Origin of the sequence: Kitasatospora sp. NPDC091276, from assembly GCF_040684355.1 — a bacterium.
Taxonomy (GTDB): domain Bacteria; phylum Actinomycetota; class Actinomycetes; order Streptomycetales; family Streptomycetaceae; genus Kitasatospora.
On record NZ_JBFBFU010000022.1, the window covers coordinates 54,933 to 77,526 of the forward strand.

General features: G+C 74.9%; 19 protein-coding genes and 1 pseudogene. 9 read left to right on the forward strand and 11 right to left on the reverse strand.

Features of this window, described 5'->3' with window-relative positions:
- Positions 1–87 precede the first annotated feature (87 nt).
- From AB0O19_RS26120 to AB0O19_RS26130, 3 genes are all read left to right on the forward strand, one after another.
- A complete protein-coding gene (locus AB0O19_RS26120) occupies positions 88–876 on the forward strand; it encodes a phytanoyl-CoA dioxygenase family protein (protein ID WP_363622855.1) in 789 nt (262 codons plus the stop codon).
- Complete coding sequence (locus AB0O19_RS26125) at positions 873–1,832, forward strand: AraC family transcriptional regulator (protein ID WP_363622857.1); 960 nt, start codon at positions 873–875, stop codon at positions 1,830–1,832. The genes AB0O19_RS26120 and AB0O19_RS26125 overlap by 4 nt, the downstream gene beginning before the upstream one ends.
- A 167-nt stretch (positions 1,833–1,999) precedes the next feature.
- Positions 2,000–3,172 carry an MFS transporter gene (locus AB0O19_RS26130; RefSeq protein ID WP_363622983.1) on the forward strand — a complete coding sequence of 391 codons (1,173 nt, stop codon included), beginning with the start codon at positions 2,000–2,002 and terminating at the stop codon, positions 3,170–3,172.
- On the opposite strand, the gene AB0O19_RS26135 is transcribed toward AB0O19_RS26130, so the two are convergent.
- The 4 genes from AB0O19_RS26135 to AB0O19_RS26150 all read right to left on the reverse strand — a co-directional run bounded on the left by AB0O19_RS26135 (position 3,139) and on the right by AB0O19_RS26150 (position 7,563).
- Positions 3,139–5,178, reverse strand: coding sequence for a heavy metal translocating P-type ATPase (locus tag AB0O19_RS26135; protein WP_363622859.1), 2,040 nt, complete (start codon positions 5,176–5,178; stop codon positions 3,139–3,141). The two genes, AB0O19_RS26130 and AB0O19_RS26135, sit on opposite strands and share 34 nt — an antisense overlap.
- A 134-nt stretch (positions 5,179–5,312) precedes the next feature.
- Positions 5,313–6,674 (reverse strand): MFS transporter, encoded by a 1,362-nt coding sequence (locus tag AB0O19_RS26140; protein WP_363622861.1) that lies wholly within the window; start codon positions 6,672–6,674, stop codon positions 5,313–5,315.
- A 137-nt stretch (positions 6,675–6,811) separates the two neighbouring features.
- Positions 6,812–7,180, reverse strand: coding sequence for a metalloregulator ArsR/SmtB family transcription factor (locus AB0O19_RS26145; protein WP_363622863.1), 369 nt, complete (start codon positions 7,178–7,180; stop codon positions 6,812–6,814).
- Between the two features lie 101 nt (positions 7,181–7,281).
- Entirely contained in the window at positions 7,282–7,563 is a 282-nt protein-coding gene (locus AB0O19_RS26150; protein ID WP_363622865.1) for a hypothetical protein, read from the reverse strand.
- A gap of 506 nt (positions 7,564–8,069) precedes the next feature.
- Between AB0O19_RS26150 and AB0O19_RS26155 the strand changes: the two genes are divergently transcribed.
- Positions 8,070–8,687: a TetR/AcrR family transcriptional regulator C-terminal ligand-binding domain-containing protein gene (locus AB0O19_RS26155; RefSeq protein ID WP_363589205.1), complete on the forward strand. Its 618-nt coding sequence runs from the start codon at positions 8,070–8,072 to the stop codon at positions 8,685–8,687.
- Between the two features lie 88 nt (positions 8,688–8,775).
- Here the strand turns inward: AB0O19_RS26155 and AB0O19_RS26160 are convergent, their stop codons facing one another.
- The 3 genes from AB0O19_RS26160 to AB0O19_RS26170 form a co-directional block, all read right to left on the reverse strand.
- Positions 8,776–9,588 carry a slipin family protein gene (locus AB0O19_RS26160; protein ID WP_363622866.1) on the reverse strand — a complete coding sequence of 271 codons (813 nt, stop codon included), beginning with the start codon at positions 9,586–9,588 and terminating at the stop codon, positions 8,776–8,778.
- Between the two features lie 234 nt (positions 9,589–9,822).
- A complete protein-coding gene (locus tag AB0O19_RS26165) occupies positions 9,823–11,271 on the reverse strand; it encodes a SufS family cysteine desulfurase (protein WP_363622868.1) in 1,449 nt (482 codons plus the stop codon).
- A complete protein-coding gene (locus AB0O19_RS26170) occupies positions 11,258–12,676 on the reverse strand; it encodes a family 2B encapsulin nanocompartment shell protein (protein WP_363622870.1) in 1,419 nt (472 codons plus the stop codon). Before AB0O19_RS26170 ends, AB0O19_RS26165 begins: the two co-directional genes overlap by 14 nt.
- A 448-nt stretch (positions 12,677–13,124) precedes the next feature.
- On the opposite strand from AB0O19_RS26170, the gene AB0O19_RS26175 reads away from it, so the two are divergent.
- The 3 genes from AB0O19_RS26175 (at position 13,125) to lanL (ending at position 16,757) form a co-directional block, all read left to right on the forward strand.
- Positions 13,125–13,787 carry a pyridoxamine 5'-phosphate oxidase family protein gene (locus AB0O19_RS26175; protein ID WP_363622872.1) on the forward strand — a complete coding sequence of 221 codons (663 nt, stop codon included), beginning with the start codon at positions 13,125–13,127 and terminating at the stop codon, positions 13,785–13,787.
- Between the two features lie 223 nt (positions 13,788–14,010).
- Entirely contained in the window at positions 14,011–14,178 is a 168-nt protein-coding gene (locus tag AB0O19_RS26180; RefSeq protein ID WP_363622874.1) for an SflA family class IV lanthipeptide, read from the forward strand.
- A gap of 38 nt (positions 14,179–14,216) precedes the next feature.
- Positions 14,217–16,757, forward strand: coding sequence for a class IV lanthionine synthetase LanL (lanL, locus tag AB0O19_RS26185; protein ID WP_363622876.1), 2,541 nt, complete (start codon positions 14,217–14,219; stop codon positions 16,755–16,757).
- 88 nt (positions 16,758–16,845) lie between these two features.
- On the opposite strand, the gene AB0O19_RS26190 is transcribed toward lanL, so the two are convergent.
- Positions 16,846–17,688 (reverse strand): alpha/beta hydrolase, encoded by an 843-nt coding sequence (locus tag AB0O19_RS26190; RefSeq protein WP_363622878.1) that lies wholly within the window; start codon positions 17,686–17,688, stop codon positions 16,846–16,848.
- A 93-nt stretch (positions 17,689–17,781) separates the two neighbouring features.
- Here AB0O19_RS26190 and AB0O19_RS26195 point away from each other — a divergent pair.
- Positions 17,782–17,946: pseudogene (locus AB0O19_RS26195) on the forward strand (helix-turn-helix domain-containing protein); the annotation flags it as partial.
- Between the two features lie 402 nt (positions 17,947–18,348).
- Here AB0O19_RS26195 and AB0O19_RS26200 read toward each other — a convergent pair.
- Complete coding sequence (locus tag AB0O19_RS26200) at positions 18,349–18,708, reverse strand: zinc ribbon domain-containing protein YjdM (protein ID WP_063345891.1); 360 nt, start codon at positions 18,706–18,708, stop codon at positions 18,349–18,351.
- 288 nt (positions 18,709–18,996) lie between these two features.
- Here AB0O19_RS26200 and AB0O19_RS26205 point away from each other — a divergent pair, with 288 nt between their 5' ends.
- Positions 18,997–20,235, forward strand: a complete 1,239-nt coding sequence (locus AB0O19_RS26205) for a styrene monooxygenase/indole monooxygenase family protein (protein WP_363622880.1) — start codon at positions 18,997–18,999, stop codon at positions 20,233–20,235.
- A 75-nt stretch (positions 20,236–20,310) separates the two neighbouring features.
- On the opposite strand, the gene AB0O19_RS26210 is transcribed toward AB0O19_RS26205, so the two are convergent.
- A complete protein-coding gene (locus tag AB0O19_RS26210; RefSeq protein WP_363622882.1) occupies positions 20,311–21,339 on the reverse strand; it encodes a hypothetical protein in 1,029 nt (342 codons plus the stop codon).
- Positions 21,336–22,592, reverse strand: coding sequence for a CHAT domain-containing protein (locus tag AB0O19_RS26215; protein ID WP_363622884.1), 1,257 nt, complete (start codon positions 22,590–22,592; stop codon positions 21,336–21,338). Before AB0O19_RS26215 ends, AB0O19_RS26210 begins: the two co-directional genes overlap by 4 nt.
- Between the last annotated feature and the right edge of the window lie 2 nt (positions 22,593–22,594).

Below are 22,594 nucleotides of genomic sequence, written 5' to 3' on the forward strand. Positions count from 1 at the left end.
AACGCGCGGGCCGATGTCCGGATAACCCACCGGGCCGTCCGTATCGCCCCTCGGTCCGGCCCGGCCCCCACGCCTACGGTCGAGGCCATGAACGAACCCCTCAGCCCCGACGACCTCGCCGCCTACCACGAGAACGGCTTCCTCCTCGTCAAGAACCTGATCAGCCGACAGGAGGCGGCGGCGATGCGGGAGGAGTGCCACGCCCTGGCCGCCCGCCTCGACTCCGACGCCGACCCGACCTGGGCCAGCGCGCGCACCATCGCGGGTGCGTCCGCCGGACGCACGGCCCTCAAGCACGCCCACGACGCGCAGTTCCACTCGGCGGCCTTCGCCCGGCTGCTGGTCGACCCCAGGTTCACGGACGTCGCGGCCGCACTGCTCGGTGGGCCCAACCTCCAGTTGCACCACACGAAGATGTTCATCAAGCCTCCGGAGACCGGCTCCCCCTTCCCCCTGCACCAGGACCACCCGTTCTTCCCGCACGTCCGGCACACCGTCGCGGCCGCGGTCTTCCACTTCGACGACGCCCCGGAGGAGAAGGGCTGCATCAGGGCCGTCCCCGGCAGCCACCGGCAGGGCCCGCTGCCGCACGTCGAGGACGGCAGCTGGCACCTGCCGCCCGACACCTGGCGGCTCCAGGACGCCCGGCCGTGCCCGGCGGAGGCCGGCGACGTCCTGTTCTTCGGCTACCTCACCGTGCACGGTTCGGGGCTGAACACCTCCGACCAGGCCCGCACCACCTGGCTGGTACAGTTCCGGGACCCTGCGGACCGGCCCACCACGGACGATCACACCTGGTCCCTCGGTCAGGGCATGATGTTGCGGGGCGTCGACCCCACCGCGCGCAGGACGGACGGGGCGGGCGAGCCGAGATGACCGAACTGGCCCGGGCGGGCGCCGCCCTGCCCCTGCTCAACTCCGTGCGGCTGGGCACCACCCTCGCCGGACGACGGGTCGAGTTCGTGGACTGGGGGTTCTACCCGCCCGAGCCATGGCGCAACTACTGGCACAGCCACTCCTACTTCGAGTTCTGCTACGCCTACGCCGGGCGCGGGACGTTCCGGCTCGGCGCGCTGGAGCACCCGGTCGGAGCCGGCGAGCTGTTCCTGGCCCGCCCCGGCGAGGTCCACGAGATCACCACCGACGCCCGGGACCCGCTCGGCATCGTCTTCTGGTCCTGGACGATGGTCCCCGAACGCGGTCCGCGCGGGGCCGCCGGGCCCGGCTCCCCGGAGACCGCCGCCCTGCTCGACGCCGTCGCGGCCGGCCCGCGCCAGGTCGTCCCGGCCGCCGGAACCCCGCTTCCCCGGCTGTTGGCGACACTCGCCGAAGAGGCCGCGGCTCCGGGGCCGGCCAGCCCCGACCTGCTGGCCGCCCTCGGCCCCGCACTGGTCCTCACCTGCGCCCGCGTCGTCGCCGGCCTGCCCGACGCCCCGCGCCCGACGCCCGTGCCGGGTGGGCGCGCGGCGGCGGTCGCCGCGCGGATGACCCGCTACCTGGACGACAACTTCGACCGCCCGGTACGGGTACGGGACGTCGCCACCCAGGTCCACCTGAGCGAGCGCCACGCAGCACGGCTCTTCCAGCAGGAGACCGGGTGCACGATCATCGCCTACCTGACCCGCCGACGGCTGGACGTCGCCGCGCAGCGCCTGGCCGATCCCGCGCTGCGCCCGCTGTCCGTCGCGGCCGTCGCCCGCTCCTGCGGCTATGCGGACACCCGGCACTTCAGCACCGCGTTCCGGCGCCACTGGGGAGCGCTCCCGACGCAGGTGCGGGCCGGGGGCGGCACCACCCACGGCCTGTCCGCGGACCGCGGCGCGATCCGGTAGCCGGTAGCCGACCACGCCGGGGCCGACCACGCCGGGGCCGGGCGTGGCCGGGGCCGGGCGTCGGTTCTTGGGCGGATCGGCCTAGTCGGCCCCGCGAGCCGTGGCTGCGACGGCGACGGCCGCCCTACCGTGGGCGAATGACCGATCATCAGACCGCGCGGCCCGCGATGGGCCGGGCGGGCTACCTCGGGGCGGCCGCCGGCTTCGCCGTCTGCATGGCGGGCACCACCCTGCCCACCCCGCTGTACGGGCTGTACCAGGAGCAGATCGGCTTCTCCGAACTGATGGTGACGGTCGTCTTCGCCATCTACGCCTTCGGCGTCATCGGCGTCCTGCTGCTCGTCGGCAACGTCTCCGACTCCGTCGGACGCCGGCCCGTCCTGCTCTGCGGACTGGCGCTCGCGGCGTGCAGCGCCGTCGCCTTCCTGGCCGAAGGCGGCCTCCCGCTGCTGGCCCTGGGCCGCCTGCTGTCCGGCCTGTCCGCAGGCCTGTTCACCGGCACCGCCACCGCGTACGTCCTGGAGCTCGCCCCACCCGGACACCAGGCCCGCGCGGGCTTCGTCGCGACCGCCGCCAACATCGGCGGCCTGGGCTGCGGACCGGTGCTGTCGGGACTGCTCGCCGAGTACACGCCCCACCCCCTGACCCTGCCGTTCGCCGTGCACCTGGTGCTGCTCGCCGCCTCCTTCACCGTCACGTGGCTCCTGCCGGAGACCGTCACCGGAGCCCGCCCGCTGCGCACCGCCCGGCCGCGCCGGCCGTCCCTGCCGCCGGAGGTCCGCGGGGTGTTCGTCCCGGCCGGCCTCGCCGCGTTCGCGGGCTTCTCCCTGCTGGGCGTCTTCACCTCCGTCAGCCCGGCCTTCCTCGCCCAGCGGCTGGGCGTCCACAGCCCGGCCGTCGTCGGTCTGATCGTCTGCACGGCCTTCTTCGCCTCCACCCTCGGCCAGCTCGTGGTGCCCCGGCTCGGCACCGCCCGGGCGATCCCGATCGGCTGCCTGGTGCTCATCGCCGGGCTGGCCCTGATGGCGGGCTCCCTCGCCTGGACGGCCCTGCCCCTGCTGGTGCTCAGCGCCCTGGTGGGCGGCGCCGGCCAGGGCATGGGCCTGCGCGGAGCCGTCGGCGAGATCGCCGCCGCGGCTCCCGCCGAGCACCGCGGCGGCGCCCTGTCGGCGCTCTTCGTGGTCGCCTACTTCGGCATCTCGATCCCGGTGATCGGCATCGGCCTGCTCACCGCACCGATCGGCCTGGCCCGCGCCGGCCTGGTCTTCACCGCCTGCATGGCCCTGCTCGCCGCCGCCTCCGGCGCCTACCTGCTGCGTCGGGCCCGCGCCGGCTCCTGAACCGGCCGCGGCCCGGTGGCGCCCGCGCGCTTCCACGCGCTCTCGCGCAGCAGCCGCAGGCCGTTGAGGCCGACGATGACGGTCGAGCCCTCGTGGCCGAGGACGCCGAGCGGCAGGGGCAGGGTGGCGACCAGGTCCCACACGACCAGCCCGGAGATGAACACCGAGGCGATCACCAGGTTCTGGACGACCAGCCGCCGGGCCGCCCGGGACAGCGCGATCACCGTGGGGACGGTCGCGAGTTCGTCGCGGACGACGACCGCGTCGGCGGTCTCCAGCGCCAGGTCGGAGCCCGCCCGGCCCATCGCGATGCCGGTGTGGGCGGCGGCGAGGGCGGGGGCGTCGTTGACGCCGTCGCCGATCACCAGGACCTTGCGCCCGGCCCGCTCCTGCTCCTGGACGGCGGCGACCTTGTCCTGGGGGAGCAGCCCGGCGCGGACGTCGGTGATGCCGACCTCGGCGGCGAGGCGGGCGGCGGCGCGCGGGTTGTCGCCGGTCACCAGCACCGGGGCGGCGCCGGTCAGGGCCGCCAGGGCGGTGACGGTGGCGGCGGCGTCGGGGCGCAGGCGGTCGGCGATGCCGAGCACGCCGACCGGGACGCCGTCGCGCTGGACCAGGACGGCGGTGCGCCCGTCGCGCTCCAGCTCCTCGGCGACGGCAGCGGCGGTGGCGGTGGCCTCCGCCTCGGCGGAGGGCGCGTCGGCGGCGCCGTCGAGGAGCCGGGCGGGGGCGCCGACCGCGATGACGGCGCCGGAGACGGTGGCGGTCACCCCGATGCCGGGGGTGGAGGCGAAGCCCTCGGCGACCGGCAGGTCGAGGCCGCGTCGGCGGGCGGCGTCGACCACCGCGCGGGCCAGCGGGTGCTCGCTGGGGTGCTCGGCGGCGCCCGCCAGGGCCAGCAGTTCGTCCTCGTCCAGGCCGCTGCCGGTGAGGGGGAGCAGGTCGGTGATCCGGGGGGTGCCCTCGGTGAGGGTGCCGGTCTTGTCCAGAGCCACCGCGTCGACCTGCCCGAGCCGCTCCATCACGACGGCGGACTTCACCAGGACGCCGTGGCGGCCGGCGTTGGCGATCGCGGACAGCAGCGGCGGCATGGTGGCCAGCACCACCGCGCAGGGCGAGGCGACGATCATGAAGGTCATCGCCCGCAGCAGCGAGCCGGTCACGGCGGCCCCGAAGGCCAGCGGGACCAGGAAGACGGCGAGGGTCGCGAAGACCATGCCCAGGGAGTAGCGCTGCTCGACCCTCTCGATGAACAGCTGGGTGGGGGCCTTGGTCTCCGAGGCCTCCTCGACCATGGCGACGATCCGGGCGATCACCGAATCGGAGGCGTCGCGCTCGACCTTCACGCGCAGGGCGCCGGTGCCGTTCAGGGTGCCGGCGAAGACCTCGTCGCCCTGCTGCTTGGCGGCCGGCAGCGGCTCGCCGGTGATGGTGGCCTGGTCGATCTCGCTCGCGCCGTCCAGGACGCGGCCGTCGGCGCCGACGCGCTCGCCGGGGCGGATCAGGATGGTGTCGCCGACCACCAGGTCCTCGGTGGCGACGGTCTCCTCGCCGCCGTCGTCCAGCAGGCGGGTGGCGGTGGTGGGGGCGAGGTCGAGCAGGCCGCGTACCGAGTCCTGGGTGCGGGCGGTGGCCAGCGCCTCCAGCGCGCCCGAGGTGGCGAAGATGACGATCAGCAGCGCGCCGTCCATCACCTGCCCGATCGAGGCCGCGCCGATCGCGGCGACGATCATCAGCAGGTCGACGTCGAGGGTCTTCTCGCGCAGCGCCCGGAGGCCGGCCCAGCCGGGCTCCCAGCCGCCGGTGACGTAGGCGATCGCGTACAGCGGCCCCCAGGCCCAGGCCGGGGCGCCGGTCAGCTGGAGCGGCAGGGCGGTCAGGAAGGCGACGGTCGCGGCGGCGGCCCAGCGGGCCTCGGCCAGCGCGAAGACGCGCGTACGGCGCTTGGGAGCGGCGCCGCCGCGCGGGGCTGCGGCGGCTGGGCGCTCGGTGAGGGTTGCGGACATGGCTGTGGTGTTCCTCCACGCGGGCAGGACGGGGCGACGCGTCGACCATACAGGAATACATGAACAGCTCTTCATTTATTCCCGCTGGATTGACCCTCCCGGGTGATGCGGCTGGCGCCCCCGCCGGGCACGCCCTAGTTGGCCCGCGCGGCGAGGCCCTGCGGCCAGTGGCGGTGGTACTGGTCGATGACGTAGTCGTGGCCGTGGAGCCAGCCGTCCGCGGCCGGGTGGGCGTCGGTGAGGTGGGGGTGGCCCGGGGGCAGGTCGGCGTGGACGTGGTCGAGCCTGGCGGGGTCGCGGGCGGGCCAGATCGCGGTGGCGGCGGTGGCGGCGAGCAGGGCGATGGCGCCGAGGGCGACGGCCGTCACCGGGAGGCCGGCGCCGGCGGCGAGCCAGCCGGCGAGGGGGTAGGTGAGCAGCCAGCAGCTGTGCGAGAGGGAGAACTGCGCGGCGAAGGCGGCGGGCAGGTCCGCGTCGGCGGCGGAGCGGCGGATCAGGCGCCCGCCCGGCGTGAGGACGGCGGAACAGGCGGCGCCGATCGCGGCCCAGGACGCCAGCAGCGCGGCCCAGGACCAGCCGCCCGGGGCCGCGGCGGTGACGGCGGCGACGGCGGCCAGGACGGCGGGGAGAGCGAAGGCGGCCGGGAGCATGACGGCGCGGTCGGAGAGCCGTCGCAGGAGCCGGGGCAGGAGCAGGGCGGTCAGCATGGAGCCGGCACCGTAGGCGCCCAGGGCGAGCGAGACCGCGCCCGCCGGGCGGTGGAAGTGCTCGCGGACCGCGACGACGGTGTCGACGAAGACGATCGCCCCGGCGGCGGCGACCGCGAGGTCGAGGGCGAGCAGGGCCCGCAGGCGCGGGGTGGCCCAGAACAGGCGGGCGCCGAAGGCGGCCTTGGCGTGGACGCCGCCGGTCCGCTCGACGGGGGCGGGCTTGGGCAGGGCGACGAAGACGACCAGGGTGGCGGAGGCGAGGAAGCCGGCGGTGGTGCCGGTGAACAGCCAGGTGTACGGGACCAGGGCGAGCAGGCCCGCGGCGAGCGCGGGGCTGAACAGGGACTCCAGGTCGTAGGCGAGGCGGGACATCGACAGTGCCTGGGTGTAGTCCCGTTCGGCCGGCAGGACCTCGGGGATGGTGGCCTGGAAGGCCGGCGTGAAGGCGGCCGAGGCGGCCTGGAGCAGGAAGACCAGGACGTAGATCTGCCAGGCCTGGCTGACGAACGGCAGGGCGAGCGCGACGGCGGCGCGGGTGAGGTCCATCGCCACCAGCAGCGTTCGGCGCGGAACGCGGTCGGCGAGGGCTCCGACCGCCGGTGCGACGGCCACGTAGGCGACCATCTTGACGGCCAGCGCGGTGCCGAGGACCGCCGAGGCGTCGACGCCGGCGATGTCGTAGGCGAGCAGGCTCAGCGCCACGGTGGCCAGGCCCGTGCCCACCAGGGCGATGACCTGGGCTGCGAACAGGTGGCGGTAGGTGCGGTTGCGCAGGGTGGACAGCATCGGCCCCGTCCCGGTCGGCGGCGTGGTGAGGCGGCACTATCGTAGCCAACACGTGCATACGTGTGCACGTGTTGGCTACGATAGTGCGGCTCTCGCCGCCGTTACGGGCTGCGGGGGTGGGTCGGTCGTGCGGCGGGTCAGTCGTGCGGCGGCAGGGAGCCGATCTGGTGGTCGGCGACGTTCAGCGCCTCGTCGACCAGCCGCCGGAGGTGCCCGTGGCGCAGCGAGTAGACGACGCGGCGCCCGTCCCTGCGCGTGGTGACCAGGCCCGCGAGGCGGAGTTTCGCGAGGTGCTGGCTGACGGAGGTGCGCGGGGCTCCGCACGCCTCGATGAGGGAGGTGACGTCGGCCTCGCCCGCGCCGAGCCGGTGCAGCAGCGCGAGCCGGGTGCGGTCCGCGAGCAGGGCGAGGACGGACGCGGCGACGTCCAGCCGCTCGCTGCTGCCCTGCCCCTGCCCCTGTTCCTGCGAGCCGTGTGCAGCTGCCAGGTCGGTGCTTGTGCTCATGGGCTCATCGTAGATCGGCGTGCGTCCGATGCGTGCACGCGTGCGCACGTGACGGCTCCGCGCTGTCGGGGCCGCCGGGGCGGGCCCGGCTCCCGGGGTGTTCAGCGACCGGGGCCCCAGCGGGCTTCGAGCCGGCGGGCGCCGTCGGGGGTGGTGACGGCCCGCCAGCTGGCCCGCATCCGCACCGTGCGGCGGGCGGCGCCGGCGCCCCTGGAGGCGGTCGGGGCGCCCACGGCCTGGAGCACGGAATTGTCCAGGGGGCTGTCGGCGAGCCTGCGCACGATCGCGGACAGGGTCGCGGCGACCGAGCCGCGCGCCGGTGCGGATGCGGGCCAGCTGGCGGGGAGGGGCTGGCGGCGGTGGAAGGCGCCGAGAACGGCCACGGGGACCTCACCTTCGTTGACGTATCGTCCGACGCGGCGGATCGATCGGGTGTGGGCGGCTGACGGCGTGTCTTGCGGATGCTCCGGAGGGAGGTGACGGGGCACCGGGCCCGCGTCAGCCGGGCGGGGGCGAGTCCGAGCCTAGGCCGCGGACCCCCGGGGGGCGGGCGATCCTGACGCCCCCTTGACTGCGCGGGCGTCGTCACTGACGGTGTCCTGACGGCGGCCCCGCGTATCGACGGCCTCCGGCCCGGACGCGATCGCGCTCCGGCGGGCGGCGCGTCGGGCAGGCGGCAGCGTCGCGCGGGCGAGGGGAGGGAGAGCCATGGCAGGCCGGTCAGACGGCGCCGGCGCGGTCCGCGACGGCCGGGGGGCGAACGATTGGGACGGGACGGGTTCGTTCACTAACATCGACAGTGGCCCTGGATATAGGGAACACATCCGTTCATTGCGGACAGCCGGTGAACGGGCGTGTCGAGAGGTGGAACCGAAGAAGGTGCGCAGCCATGCCCGCTGAACCCGCAGTCGCGCGCGGACCGGCGACGGGCGCCCCGCTCCGCAGGCGCGGCGAGGCGCTGGAGAACGCCATCTTCGAGGCCGCCCTCCAGCAGCTCACCGCCGACGGCTACGCCCGGCTCACCATGGAGGGCGTCGCCGCGGCCGCGCAGACCGGCAAGGCCGCGCTCTACCGGCGCTGGCCCTCCAAGGAGGAACTGGTCAAGGACGCGCTGCGCGCCTGCCTGCCCCCGGCCGGCCCGCCGCCCGACACCGGCGGCCTGCGCGGGGACCTGCTGGAGGTGGTGACCAGGCTGCGCGCGGCGATGCTGAGCGAACCCGGGGCCGCCGTGCGGGCCATCATGGGCGAGCTGGACCGGCACCGGGCCCACACCTTCCTGGCGATCGTGCTGGAGCGGGTGGTGGAGCCCACCGCCGCGCTGATCGCCGAGGTGCTCGCCCGCGGCGCCACCCGGGGCGAGGTCCGCCCCGGGTCCGTCACCCCCCTGGTCACCGACGTCGTCCCGGCGCTGATGCTGTACCGGATCAAGATGTGCGGCGGCGCGCCGGCGCAGCTCGACCCGGCGGAGATCGTCGACGAGGTGCTGCTGCCGATCGTCCGTCCGTGACGGACGGTCAGGCCGATGGCTGATGGCTGATGGCCGACGGCCGGTCCGGGGTGGGCCCCGGACCGGCCGTGGTCGTACGGGCGGGCCGTCAGCCGGCGTCGGACGGCGCCTGGGCCGGGACGGCGGGCGCCGGCGCGGAGCCCGCCTCGGCGGCCCGGGCGGCGGAGGCCTCGAAGAAGCGCAGCAGCTCCACCGGGAACGGAAGCACCAGCGTCGAGTTCTTCTCCGCCGCGACCTCGACCACCGTCTGCAGCAGCCGCAGCTGCATCGCCGCCGGGGTCTCGGACATCGTGACGGCGGCCTCGGCGAGCTTGGCGGCGGCCTGGAACTCGCCGTCCGCGGTGATGATCCGGGCCCGGCGCTCGCGGTCGGCCTCCGCCTGGCGGGCCATCGAGCGCTTCATCGAGTCGGGCAGGCTGACGTCCTTGATCTCCACCCGGTCGATGTGCACGCCCCACCCGGTGGCCGGGCTCTCCAGCATGACCTCCAGCCCCTGGTGCAGGTTCTCCCGGCCGGAGAGCAGGTCGTCCAGCTCGCTCTTGCCGATGATCGAGCGCAGCGAGGTCTGGGCGACCTGAAGCATCGCGAAGGAGTAGTTCTGGACGTCCACCGTGGCCTTGACCGGCTCGACGACGCGGAAGTACAGCACGGCGTCGACGCTGACGGAGACGTTGTCCTTGGTGATGCCCTCCTGGGCGGGCACCGGCATGGTGACGACCTGGACGTTGACCTTGCGCATCCGGTCGACCACCGGCACCAGCAGGGTGAGGCCCGGCTGGCGGACCTGCTCGCGCACCCGGCCGAGCCGGAACACCACGCCGCGCTCGTACTGCTGCACCACCCGCACGCCGGTGATCAGCCAGAACAGCGCCAGCACGACGACGAGAACGACAATTGCCACGTTCGTCCGACCTTCCCCGTAGCGGCGCAGCCCGGGCCGGGTCCGGAACGGGCCCTGTCGCGCGGGTGCGAGCCGCGCAGGACAGTATGCGCCCCGGCCGCGGGGATCGACAGCCGCGTGCACCGGGGATCCTGACGGACCGTCCGCTCCGCCGGTCGGGCCGTTCGGCGACGCCGCGGACGGCGGGCGGGTGGGCACCCTTCTCGGTGCCCACCCGCCCGCCGCCGCCCCGGCCTACCCCGCCGAGGCCGCCTGGACGCCCTGGAGGGCGGACACCAGGGCGTCGACGTCCTGCACGGTGTTGTACAGGGCCAGCGAGGCCCGCACCGCGCTCTGCAGGCCGAAGGCGGCGAGCGCCGGCTGCGCGCAGTGGTGCCCGGCGCGCACCGCGATGCCCTGCTGGTCGAGCGCCCCGGCCAGGGCCATCGGGTCGGTGCCGGCGAGCAGGAAGGTCAGCACCCCGATCTTCCCCGGCGCGTCGCCGATCAGGCGCAGCCCGGGGACGCTCGCCAGCGCGCCCATGGCGTACGCGGTGAGCTGCTCCTCGTACGCGGTGGCGGCCTGGCGGTCCAGCCCGGCCAGGTACCGCAGCGCCGCCCGCAGGCCGGCCACCCCGCCGATGTGGCCGGTGCCCGCCTCCAGCCGGTGCGGTACGGGCGCGTAGGAGGTCTCCTCGAAACCCACCGAGTCGATCATGTTGCCGCCGCCCTGCCACGGGGGCATGGCCTCCAGCAGCTCGCGCTTGCCGAAGAGCACGCCGATGCCGGTCGGGGCGAAGATCTTGTGCCCCGAGAAGGCGTAGAAGTCGGCGTCCAGCGCGGTGACGTCCACCGGGAAGTGGCTCACCGCCTGTGCGCCGTCCACCAGGACCTTGGCGCCGTACCGGTGCGCCAGCGCGGTCATCTCGGCCACCGGCGGGACCGTCCCCAGCACGTTCGAGGCGTGTGTGAGCGCGACGAGCTTCGTCCGCGACCCGAGCAGGTCCCGGTAGGCGTCCTGGTCGAGCTGCCCGTCGGGGAGCAGCGGGATCGGCCGGATCCGGGCCCGGCGCTCCTTGGCGATCAGCTGCCAGGGCACCAGGTTGGAGTGGTGCTCGGCCGCCGAGACCAGGATCTCGTCGCCCACGCCGAGGTTGGCGCGGCCCCAGGACTGTGCCACCAGGTTGACGGCCTCGGTGGTGCCCCGGACGAAGACGATCTCGCCGGCGTCCTGGGTGCCGAGCAGCTTGGCGGCCTCCTCGCGGCCCTCCTCGTAGACCTGGGTCGCCTGCTTGGCGAGGGTGTGTGCACCGCGGTGGACGTTGGAGGTGCCCATCGAGTAGTGCTCGGCGACCGCCTCGGCCACCTGGCGCGGCTTGAGGGTGGTGGCCCCGTTGTCGAGCCAGACCAGCGGGTGGCCGTTCACCTCCCGGTGCAGCTGGGGGAAGTCCCGCCGGACGGCCTCGACGTCGAACCCGCCCGGCGGTGCGGAGGGCGGGGTGGCGGGGTCGGCCTGGGCCGCCCGGGCCGGCTGCTGCGGCAGCCAGTACCGCGGACCGCCCGCCGCGTGGGCGAGCGCTGCGGGCAGCGGGACCGGGCCGGGTACCAGGCCGCTTCCCGGGCCCGTCGAGGAGCCGGTGTCGAGCGGCGGTCGGCCCATTCCGGTGACCCCGGTGCCGCGCCCGAATCCGTCAGGAGTAGTCATGGTAGTTCGACACCTCGACGTTCTGGAGCACCGCGATGGCGTCGTCCACCAGCGCGGCGGCCGAGAAGTAGCTGGTGACCAGGTACGAGGTGATGGCCTGCCGGTCCACGCCCATCGCCCGCACCGAGAGGCCCGGCTCCACCTCGTCCGGGACCTTCGACGGGCGCAGGCCCACCACGCCCTGACGGTCCTCGCCGACCCGCATCAGCAGGATGTTCGTGGTGCCGGGCGCCGAGGTGGCCGAGCCCTTCAGGTCGAGCTTGTCGGAGGGCAGCAGCGGGACGCCGCGCCAGGTCAGGAACGGACTGCCGAAGAGTTCCACGATCTGCGGCGGCACCCCGCGCCGGGTGCACTCGCGCCCGAACGCGGCGATCGCCCGCGGGTGGGCGAGGAAGAACGCCGGCTGCTTCCAGACCCGGGCCAGCAGCTCGTCCATGTCGTCCGGGGTCGGCGCGCCCTTGCGGGTGCGCACGCGCTGGTTGGGCGCGACGCTGTTGAGCAGCCCGTACTCGGGGTGGTTGAGCATCTCCCACTCCTGGCGCTCGCGCAGCGCCTCGGTGGTCAGCCGCAGTTGGGCCTGGACCTGGTCGATCGAGGAGTTGTAGACGTCCGCGACCCGGGTGTGCACCTTGAGGACGGTTTGCGCGATGCTCAACTCGTACTCGCGGGGGGCCTCTTCGTAGTCCACGAAGGTCTCCGGCAGGTACGGCTCGCCGGAGTGGCCCGAGGTGAGGTCGATCGGGTGCTCGCGGTCGGCGGGCTCCCGGCGGTCGTTGCCGAAGGCGTCCAGCTGAGCGCGCAACGACGGCTCACGGTCGGCGAGTTCGAGGAGCATCCGGCGGTCGAGGGAGAGCACGGTACACGCGCTGACCGCCTTGACCCGGTAGGGCATCGGGGTGCCGTCGACCCAGGCGGTGGCGTCGAAGAAGTCGCCGTCGCCGAGGACGGCGATCAGGGCGTCCGAACCGTACTCCCCGGTGGCGCGCTGCTCGGCTCGCCCGAACGCGATGAGGTGCAGCTGCTCGGCGGGGGCACCGGCGTCGACGATCAGCTCGCCGGGCGCCACCTCGCGCTCGACGAAGCCGTTGGCGAGGGCGGTGAGCAGCGGGCTGTCCACCTGGCTGAGGAAGGGCAGCTCGCGCAGGTCCTCGGCGATCACCCGGGAGGCGCCGTCGCCGTTGACGTAGGTGCTGATCTGCCCGTCGCCGAGGATGAAGCCCCGGCGGCGGTTGACCCGGTAGACCCCGGCCTCCAGGTCCACCCAGGGCAGGGCGCGCAGCAGGTAGCGGGGGGTGATCCCGAGCATCTGCGGTGCGGTCTTGGTGGTGGTGGCCAGGTTCCGGGCGGCTGAGGTGCTGAGACTCTGCCTGCTCTGCTGACTCTGCTGGACGGTCTCGGTCGTCATGGCTGGCCCCTGTTCTGGTCGGGAGAACTGAGTTGGCGTCAAGTTCGTTGCGGAGGCGGGGATTCGGCCTCGGCCGACCCGCCGCGACGATTGTTCCGGCCGCACCGAGGGGGCGTGAGCGTGTTCGATGAGGGGCCGTGAGGACCGGTGCACACCATCGGGTGGGTACCGTCGCCAAACTCACCCGATCGTATGAATTTATCTATAAGCAGATGTGAGATGTTCGAAAGTTGATCTTGGAGCTGGCCGGGTCGGGGCCCGTGTCCTCGGCCCGCCACCGGTCCCGGCCCGCGTCGAACATCCCGGCCGGGGCCGACACGCACGGCGCCCCGCCGTTCCTCGACTTGGCGCACGCCGGGCGCTTGGATGGATCCGGCCTGGTCACCGCCCGGACACGACCCCGGGACACGACCCCGGGCACCCGCCGGCAAGCCGAGGAGCCACCACCGTGAACGACACCCCTGACGCCGTCGACCGGGCCGAACCCGCCGCCGTGGCCGGCCGGATCGCCGAGCGGCGCGAACAACTCGGCCTCAGCGAGGACGACCTCGCCCACCAGGCGGCCATGGCCCCCCGCTACCTCCACTACCTGCTCGAAGCCGGACCGGCCTTCGACCCCGGCGGCTTCGTCCGGATCGCCGCCGCACTCGGCCTCAGCCGCGGCGAACTGCTCGAAGGCCGCGCCGACGCCCCGCCCGGCCAGGGCGGCCCCGGCCCGCACCCGCGGCTGCTCGGCCTCACCGAACCCGAGTGCTGGGAGCTGATCGGCACCCACGGCGTCGGCCGCATCGCCCTGCCGCTCCAGCCGGGCCCGGTCGTCGTCCCCGTCAACTACGTCGTCGACGACGCCGCCATCGCCTACCGCACCACCGGGCGCGGCGCCCCGGCCGAGGGCACCGCGCTCTCCTTCCAGATCGACCACATCGACGAATACCTCGGCCGGGGCTGGAGCGTCCTCCTCCTCGGTACCGCGCACCACGTGCACGACCCCGCCGCCCTGCACCACCTGGCCGGCCTCCCCGGCGCCATCCCCTGGGCCGGCGGCGACCGGACCTGCTGGATCCGGATCAGCCCGGACGAGATCACCGGCCGCCGCCTGGTGAGCGACTGAACGGTCCGTTCCGGTCGCCGGGAATCGCGGTGCTGAGCGGCCGAGTTGGCGGTGTCGTACCCCTGTCGCGGACCGGTCGGCGTGGCTAGCATGAGGCGCCAACCGCAAGGAACACCGGCCCAGGCCCCCTCTTGCGGGTCACGTCGGATCAGCGTGCCCAGGTGTCCCGCGCGCCCGGCGTGACCCGAGAGAGCAGGTCCAACCCCCAAGGGAGGAACCACCCATGAGCGCAGTGGTGACCGAGATCCGCGACGCAGGCCTGCTGGACATCGACGAGGACGCCATCGTCTTCGAGGACGAGCACGACGCGGACCTCACCCCGGTCGCGTGTCTCGCCGACCCGTGGGTCACCTACGTTCCGACGCGCTTCGACTGCGCCGTGGACTGCTGACCCGTACCGAGGAAGCGGACCGGGGGAGGGGCGGAGCGATGACCACACCACCCGACCCCGGCTCCGCCGAGGCACTGCGGCGCCGGGTCGCCGACCTGGCGGCCGCCGCGCCCGGCCCGCGCCGCCCGTTGCACACCGACGGGCAGTGGTGGTACCTCCAGGACCCGCGGATGCCGGCGCGCGCCCACGGCTGGAAGCTCCACCTGTCCGCCCGGCAGGGCCAACTCCCGCAGCTGCTGGACGCGGTGGTCCCGATCCTGCTGCGCCGCACCTGCGACGCGAAGTTCGCGGCGGGTGCGGCCGTGCTGCGGGAGCTCAACAGCGGGCTGCGCGGCCCCGCGGCCGTGGGCAAGGCCGTCACGGTCTACCCGGACGAGGCGGATCTCGTCGCGCTGGGAACGGAGTTGGCCCGGGCGCTGGCCGGCTGGGCCGGGCCCCGGGTGGTGAGCGACCGCCGGCTCCGGCCGGACGCGCCGGTCTACTACCGCTACGGACTGTTCCGGGTCACGGACGACGGCGCCGACTACGGCATGACCGGCCCGGACGGGTCGGTCTTCCCCGGCCTGGCCGAAGCCCGCTACCGCCAACCGCCCTGGGCGAGCGACCCGTTCACGCCCGTCGCCGCCGCCCGGCCGCCGACCACCCGGGTCGGCGAGGGCCGGTACCGGATCACCGCCGGGATCACCCGCTCGCCGAACGGCCACGTCTACCGCGCGGTCGAACTCGCCACCGGGCACGAGGTGGTGGTCAAACAGGCCCGTGCCCACGTCGGCGAGGACGGCGCGGGCACCGACGCGCGCGGCCGGCTCCGGCACGAACGCCGGGTGCTCACCGCCCTGGCCGGGGTGCCCGGGGTGCCGCCGCTGGTCGACTACTTCCGGCACGGCGCCGACGAGTACCTGGTCAGCGGCGCGTGCGGGCCGCGCGACCTGCGGCGCGACGTCCTCGCCGCGGGCCCGTACGACCCCGGGCCGGGCACCGGCGGGCGCGACTGGTGGGGCCTGGCGTGCGGACTGCTGCGGATCCTGGACGCGGTGCACGCGCGCGGCGTGGTGGTCTGCGACCTGAAACCCGCGAACGTGGTGCTCGACGCCGCCGGCCGCTGCTCGCTGGTCGACTTCGGCGTCAGCGCCCTCGACGGCGCCCGACCGCCCGGGGCCACGGCGGGCTACGGGCTGCCCGGCGCCACCGGGACCGACCCCACCGAGGACTACTACGCGCTGGGCACCACGCTGCACCACGCCCTCACCGGCCTCGACCCGGTGGTGATCGACCCCGACCCGGCGACCAACCGCGACCGCACCCTGGCCTGTCTGCGCGCGGCCCTCCCCGGCCCTTCGGACTCGGCGGATTCCGCGGTGGCCCTGGTCGCGGGCCTGGTGAGCCCGGACGGGGACCGGCGCTCGGCCGCCGCCGCCGGCCTGCGGGAGGGGAGGCCGCCCGGCCGCCCCCCGGCACGGCGCTCGGCCGGGCCGCGCCGGGCCCCGCTCGACGAGGCCGTCGACCACACCGTCGGCACCTGCGTGCGGATGGCCCGCGAGCTGGTCGCCACCGACCCGCGCGCCGGCGAACCCCGCACCCTGCTGTCGCTCTACGACGGGGCCGCGGGCCTCGGCCTCGAACTGCTGGAGCACGCGGACCGCCCCGACGCCCGGGCCGCCGCCACCGCCCTGGCCGACTGGACGGCCGGCCACCCGGCGCTGGAACGCCTCGACGGCTCGCTCTACCAGGGCCGGGCGGGCGCCGACCTGTTCCTCGCACGGGCCGCCGCCACCCTCGGTACGGAGCCGCCCGGCACGAAGTCCCCGTACCACCGCCACCACGAGCCCGCCGGGGACGACCAGATCGCCGGGGCGGCCGGGATCGGCACCGCCCACCTGCTGCGCGCCGCCCTCGGCCGGGACACCGACCGGCACCTCGCGGCGGCCGCCGCGTGCGCCACGGCACTGACCGCCCGGCCCCTCGACGATCCCGGCGAGGAGCCCAACCCCGGCACCGCCGCCCTCGCCGAGGGTTTCGCGCACGGCCGCGCGGGCATCGCCCACTTCCTCCTCGCCCGGCCCGACGAGGCGTCCCGCCGGACCGCCCGCCGCATCGTCGACGGACTCGCCGCCGACCTCCCCCGCCTCAGCGCGGCCGCCCTGCGGCCCGGGGCGACCCGCCGCTACCTCTCCTGGTGCCGGGGCCTGGCCGGCCTCGGCACGGTCCTCGTCCAGGCCGGAATCCGGTACGGCGACGACGCCCTCCTCGCCCTGGCCGCCGACGCGGCCGACACCTGCCGGACGCTCGCCCCGCGCACCGCCCTGGTGGTCCGCTGCTGCGGCCTGGCCGGAGTCGGCGACCTCCTCGTGGACCTCGCCGCGGCCACCGGCGACCCCCGCCACTGGCACGCGGCGGAGCAACTGGCAGCCCTGCTCCTCACCCGCGCCGGCGGGCCGGCGGGCCGCCCGGTCTTCCCCGGCGGCGACCCGACCGCCGAGTCCCGCGCCTGGGCGGTCGGGACACCCGGAGTGCTGACGTTCCTGCGCCGGCTGTCCCGTCGCGGCGGCCCGGTGCCCGGACTGCTGCCGCCGGGGTGAACCGGCCGAGGTCGGCGATCGGGCCGGCGATCGGGTCGGACGGGCGGACGCTCTGCGGCCGGTCGACCGAGGCCCGGTGGCCCACCGCTCAGCCGCGGTCGAGGAGTTCGCGGATCCGGGCGGCGACCACGTCGGGCCGCTCGCCCTGGATGAAGTGGCCGGCGGCGACGGTCTCGTAGCGGCCGTCGGGGAGGGTTTCGGTCCAGCGGCGCTGGTGTTCCTGGAGGGCGGGGTGGGTGCGTTCGCCGCCTCGGCGGGGGCGGTCGGCGGACAGCAGGACGGTCGGGCAGACGGGGGGTGCCGGGGGATCGGCGCGCAGCCGGGGGACGGCGGCCGCGACGGCGCGGAACTCGCGGCGGGTCTGGGCGAGGCCGGCCGGGACGAAGTCCTCGGCGAGCATGGTCTCGTAGGTGTCGGTGGGGAAGACCCGGCGGGCGGTGCCGCTGAGCAGACGGGCCACCAGGCGGCTGCGGACCAGGGGTTGGCCGATGGCGAGTGTGCGGTCGACGCGGCGGGCGATCTGGTCGATGGTGTCGAAGGCGGGCGCGGTCTCCGGTGTGGTGTCGACCATCAGGATGCCGCGCAGCCGGGGCGCGAGGCGCTGGTACGCGAGGCGGGCGACCAGGCCGCCCATGCTGTGGGCGACCAGGACGAACCGGCCGGGGGCGACGGCCTCGGCGAGGGCGACCAGGTCGGCCGCCAAGTCGTCGAGGTCGAGGGGGGCGTCGGTGCGGGCGCTGCGGCCGAAGCCGGCGCGGTCGTAGGCGACCAGCCGGGCACGGTCCGCGAGCAGGGGCAGGACCGGGTCCCAGGAGACGCGGCCGAGGCCCTGGCCCGACTCGAAGAGCACGACGTCCGTGCCGTGTCCGGACTCCTCGACGTAGAGCGATCGCCCGTTGACGGTGATGGCCCGCCCGTTCGTCTGGCGCATGGTGCTTCCCCCCTGGGAACCGGCACCCGGGTCGTCTCCCGGGCGCACTGTTTTCATCTTTGATAATGATAGCGACTGTGAAATCGTGGGGCAATGGACCTCGACGCGGTAGACCTCCTCCTCCACCCGGTGCGCCTGCGCGTGGTGCACGCTCTCGCCGGCGGGCAGGTGCTCACCACGTCGCAGCTGTGCGAGCGGCTGTCCGGCGTGTCGAAGGTGACGGTGTACCGGCACGTCGCGCTGCTCGCCGAGGCCGGCTTCCTGGAGGTCGCCGAGGAGCGCCGGGTGCGCGGCGCCGTCGAGCGGCACTACCGGTTGCGCGAGGACCGACCGGTCGTGGACGCCGCCGCGGCCGCCACGATGACGCGGGAGGACCACCGCCGGGGCTTCGCCGCCGCGATGGCCGTCCTGATCGCCGAGTTCAACGCCTACCTCGACCGCGAGGACGCCGACCCGGCCGCCCAGGGAGTGGCCTACCGGCAGGGCACGTTCTGGCTCGACCCGGCGGAACTCGCGGAGTTCAGCGGCGAGTTGCGTGCCGTCCTGGAGCCCCGGCTGGCGAACGGGCCGGGGCCGGGCCGCGAGCCGTACCTGCTCAGCCCGATCCTCTTCCCCGCCGCGCCGCCGGCCGCCGCCGTTTCGCGCCGGGCGCGGGCCCGGTCAGGCCTTCTTGACCACGCTCGACTTGAGCTGCATCGCGCCGAACCCCTCGATCCGGCAGTCGATGTCGTGGCCGTCGACGCCGTCGACCAGACGGATGTTGCGGACCTTGGTGCCCGCCTTGATGCCGGAGACGCTGCCCTTGACCTTGAGCGCCTTGACGACGGTCACGGTGTCGCCGTCGCTGAGCACGTTGCCGACCGCGTCCCGGATCACCCGCTCGCCCGGACCGGCCGGTTCGGCGGCGCCGCCTGCCGCGGGCATCCACTCGTGGCCGCACTCCGGGCAGACCATGAGGGCGTTCATCTCATAGGTGTACTCGCTGGAGCACGACGGGCACGGGGGGAGGTGGTCGCTCATGCGCGCGGGCTGTCCTCTCGGGTCGGGCCGGGGGTCGGCGGCTCGCCAGCATGTATGAAGTTGAAGAATTTTTCAAATCGCTTGTTCGACGGCATCCGACCGCGGACGGTGACGTTCCCGGCCGGGCGTGCGCGGGCCGTGGACGCGGGTGCCCGATGACTGGTATCCAGGCCACTGGCAGCGCGACTGGCGGCCGACCGGTGCCCACCTCCCCCCGCGGGCTCACCAGCCCACGGACGGAAGGGTGTTGAGGCCGGGCCAGGACGTACAACCAGGAAAGCGGAGACGATGCGCAGAGTTCTGATCGTCGGCGCGGGGCAGGCCGGCCTCCAGCTGGCCCTGGGGCTCCAGGCCCACGGCTACGACGTGACGGTGATGACCGACCGCGACGCGGACGCGGTCAGGAGCGGCCGGGTGCTGTCCACCCAGTGCATGTTCGACGCCGCGCTGCGGACCGAACGCGACCTCGGCCTGGACCTCTGGGCGGACACCGCACCCCGGATCGAGGGCGTCGGAGTCTCCGTCGCCGGGCCGGAGTCCGCGCGGTTGATCGACTGGGTCGGGCGCCTGGACGCGCCCGCGCAGTCCGTCGACCAGCGGCTGAAGATGCCCGTCTGGCTGGAGACCTTCGCCGGGCGCGGCGGCCGGGTCGTGGTCCGCCCGGTGACCGTCGGCGACCTCGAACACCTCTCCGGCTCCTACGACCTGGTCCTGGTCGCGGCCGGAAAGGGCGACCTGGCCGCGATGTTCGAGCGCGACCACGAGCGCTCCCGCTACGACCGGCCGCAGCGCGCGCTGGCCGCCAGCTACGTGTACGGGCTCGGCCCGCGCCCCGAGCACGACTTCCCCGCCGTCCGCTGCAACGTGGTGCCCGGCGTCGGCGAACTGTTCGTCATGCCGGCGCTGACCGCGGCCGGCCCGTGCGACATCCTGCTCTGGGAGGCCGCCCCGGGCGGCCCGGCGGACGCCTTCGACGGGGTCCGCGACCCGGCCGAACACCTGCGGGTGACGCTCGACCTGATGAAGGCCTTCACTCCTTGGGAGTATGACCGCGCCCGGGCCGGAATCGAACTCACCGACACCGGCGCCACCCTAGCCGGGCGCTTCACCCCCGCCGTCCGCCACCCGGTCGGCGAACTGCCCGGCGGCGGAGCGGCGCTGGGCGTCGCGGACGTCGTCGTCCTCAACGACCCGATCACCGGCCAGGGCTCCAACAACGCCGCCCGGTGCGCGGCCGGCTACCTCGACGCGATCCTCGCGCACGGCGACAAGCCGTTCGACCGCGACTTCATGCGGGCCGCCTTCGACCGCTTCTGGCAGACCGTCCGCCCCGGCACCGTCTGGAGCAACGCGATGCTCGCGCCGCCGCCCGAGCACGTCCTGCACCTGCTCGGCGCCGCCGGTCAACTCCCGCCCGTCGCAGACCGGTTCGCCAACGCCTTCAACGACCCGGCCGACCTGGAGCAGTGGTTCCTCGACCCCGCGAAGGCGGCCGCCTACCTGGAGTCGTTCACCCCGCGGGACTGACCGGCGCGGACTGACCCGCGCGGTGGCTGGCGTGGATCGGCCGGGGTACCCGAGCGGGACGACGGGCCCGTCCGGTCAGCGTGAGTGGGCGGCGAGGCTGAGCAGCAGGTGGGCGGATTCGGGGTGGTGGAAGTCGGAGTGGGCGCCCGCCGGGTTGAGGCGGGTGGCCAGGCCGCCGCGGTAGACCCGGGCGGCGTCGATGTTGACGATCGGGTGGTCCAACTCGGCGTGCGGGTACGGGGAGGCGGTCGGGCGCAGCCGGGTGCTGAACTGGGGGACGGGGGCGACGCCGGTGCCGGAGTGGCCGATGCCCGGGCGGCCCTCGGCGCGCAGGTGCCAGAAGCCGGTGGCGCGGTCCCAGCGGGAGTGGGTGAGCACCAGCGGGCCGCGCAGCGGGGCGCCGGGCCGGCCGGGGCCGAGGAACAGCCGGGGGAAGAGGTGGGTGAAGGCGTCGCGGGGCGCGGCCATCTGGAAGATCAGCGCGCTGTCGACGGTGAACGGCCGGGTGGGGTCGCCCGGCCGGCTCCAGCCCAGCACCGGTGGCCCGGCGGGCCGGTCGGCCGCGTACTGGACGGCCTCGCAGAGGAAGCGGCCGCCGAAGGAGTGGCCGACCAGGTGCAGGTACTGGCCGTTGCGGTTGGCCAGGACGCGGGGCGCGGCCGGGTCGCCGCGGTCGGCGTCCAGGTAACCGAGCAGGTGGCCCAGGACGCGCCCGGCCTGCCCCTGGGCGCTCATGGCGTGCGCCCGGGCCCGGATCCGGCGGTACCCGGCCGGCGACGGCAGGCTGGAGGACGGCCAGCGCACCACCACGCACCACGGGCGGAACCCCCTGGTCAGCCCGGGGTAGGAGGTCGGCGCGGACCGGTGCAGGGCGGCGGCCTCGGTGAGCAGGGCGGCGGCCGAGCGGTCGGCGGCGGCGGGGCTGGTCTGCCAACCGTGGACGTAGACGTAGACGTCGGTCGCCCGCGGGGGGATGCGCAGGTGCCGGGCGAGGTGTTGGGCGATCCGGGCCTCGGGCACCGGCGTGCGGGTGCCGGGGACGAGCAGCCGGCCCTCCTCGTCCAGGTCGACGGTGGCGGTGGCGATGGGCGGGGGCGCCGTCACGGGGTCAGCTCCAGGATGCTGTCGAGGCCGCAGTGCAGGGAGTAGGTGAGCGCCAGCGGGTTGCGGTACTCGCGGGCGAACCACCGGACCAACTGCTGGGTGATCTCGCCCGCCGTGGACTCCCCGGTCAGGTAGAGGTCGAGGAAGGCGAAGGCGTACTCGGCGGCGAAGACCTGCGGGATCTCGATCTGCGGGCCGAGCACGCCGTTGGCGCCGAGGTCGACCAGTGCCCGGCCGAGGTGCTCCAGTTCGGCGGCCGTGGACTGCCCGGTGTGGCAGGCGTTCAGCAGCACGAACGGCCGGAACATGGCGTCCGGCGCCTCGGCGTGCCGGCGGCGGTGGCGGCGCACCAGGTCGGCGTCGATCTGGCGGTCGTCGGAGAGCCGGACGGCGAGCTGCTCGTACGGGGAGTCGCCGGCGACGAACTGGCCGTGGCACCAGAAGTACATGACGTCCTCGTCCAACACGGCGGAGGACAGCGCCTTGAGCAGCGGTTCGGACTCGGTGCGCACGGTCAGCTGGGAGCGGTCCTCCAGCAGTTTGCGGACCTCGGGGGCCCGGCCGACGTCGGTGAGCTGGTCGTCGGTGTTGAGGCTGGTGACGGGCCTGGTGCGGGCCGGGTACGGCGGCTGGATCGGCGGGTAGCCGGCGCCGGTCTGCTCGACCTGGTGGCGGTGGCCGAGGAAGTCCGCCCACGGGTCGGCGTGGCCGCCGTCGACGGCGAGCATCGGCCAGGGCAGGTGGAGGTCGGAGTCGAAGCTGATCCGCAGCGAGCCGCTCTCGGTGAGCGTCCGGGTGAGGTAGTCGCGGAAGACGGTGAGTTCGCGGTCCGGCCCGTCGAGCATCACCTCCAGGAAGTACCGTCCCTCCTCGGCCAGTTCGGCGACCTGCCGCTCGGCGACGCCGGCCAGCCGATTGAAGTCGACGGCCTGGGCGAAGGGGTAGACGCCGATCGGCTCCGGGTCGTACTGGACCAGGCGGTCGCGCCAGATGGTCCGCAGTCGGGAGGCCCGGGCGAGCAGGGCGGGGGCGGACACCTTCAGCTCCGCGCGGTGGGGGCGGGACCAGGGCGTGCGCTCGCCGGGCCGGAAGGCGGAGACGAGCAGGTCGTCGCGGTGGCGGCGCAGCGAGACCACGAGGTCCAGCGGGGCCGGCTCCTTGGCCTGCGGGGCGTCCGGCGCCTGTTGCCGGGGGAGCCGGGTGAAGTCGGCGGAGGGGTTCTGGCGGATCTCGACGAGGAGGTCCCGGGCCACGC

Bases quoted from the DNA above. Each gene is read 5' to 3' on its own strand.
- AB0O19_RS26120 (WP_363622855.1), top strand. From the start codon at position 88: ATGAACGAACCCCTCAGCCCCGACGACCTCGCCGCCTACCACGAGAAC.
- AB0O19_RS26125 (WP_363622857.1), top strand. From the start codon at position 873: ATGACCGAACTGGCCCGGGCGGGCGCCGCCCTGCCCCTGCTCAACTCC.
- AB0O19_RS26130 (WP_363622983.1), top strand. From the start codon at position 2,000: ATGGGCCGGGCGGGCTACCTCGGGGCGGCCGCCGGCTTCGCCGTCTGC.
- AB0O19_RS26135 (WP_363622859.1), bottom strand. From the start codon at position 5,178: ATGTCCGCAACCCTCACCGAGCGCCCAGCCGCCGCAGCCCCGCGCGGC.
- AB0O19_RS26140 (WP_363622861.1), bottom strand. From the start codon at position 6,674: ATGCTGTCCACCCTGCGCAACCGCACCTACCGCCACCTGTTCGCAGCC.
- AB0O19_RS26145 (WP_363622863.1), bottom strand. From the start codon at position 7,180: ATGAGCACAAGCACCGACCTGGCAGCTGCACACGGCTCGCAGGAACAG.
- AB0O19_RS26155 (WP_363589205.1), top strand. From the start codon at position 8,070: ATGCCCGCTGAACCCGCAGTCGCGCGCGGACCGGCGACGGGCGCCCCG.
- AB0O19_RS26165 (WP_363622868.1), bottom strand. From the start codon at position 11,271: ATGACTACTCCTGACGGATTCGGGCGCGGCACCGGGGTCACCGGAATG.
- AB0O19_RS26170 (WP_363622870.1), bottom strand. From the start codon at position 12,676: ATGACGACCGAGACCGTCCAGCAGAGTCAGCAGAGCAGGCAGAGTCTC.
- AB0O19_RS26180 (WP_363622874.1), top strand. From the start codon at position 14,011: ATGAGCGCAGTGGTGACCGAGATCCGCGACGCAGGCCTGCTGGACATC.
- lanL (WP_363622876.1), top strand. From the start codon at position 14,217: ATGACCACACCACCCGACCCCGGCTCCGCCGAGGCACTGCGGCGCCGG.
- AB0O19_RS26190 (WP_363622878.1), bottom strand. From the start codon at position 17,688: ATGCGCCAGACGAACGGGCGGGCCATCACCGTCAACGGGCGATCGCTC.
- AB0O19_RS26200 (WP_063345891.1), bottom strand. From the start codon at position 18,708: ATGAGCGACCACCTCCCCCCGTGCCCGTCGTGCTCCAGCGAGTACACC.
- AB0O19_RS26205 (WP_363622880.1), top strand. From the start codon at position 18,997: ATGCGCAGAGTTCTGATCGTCGGCGCGGGGCAGGCCGGCCTCCAGCTG.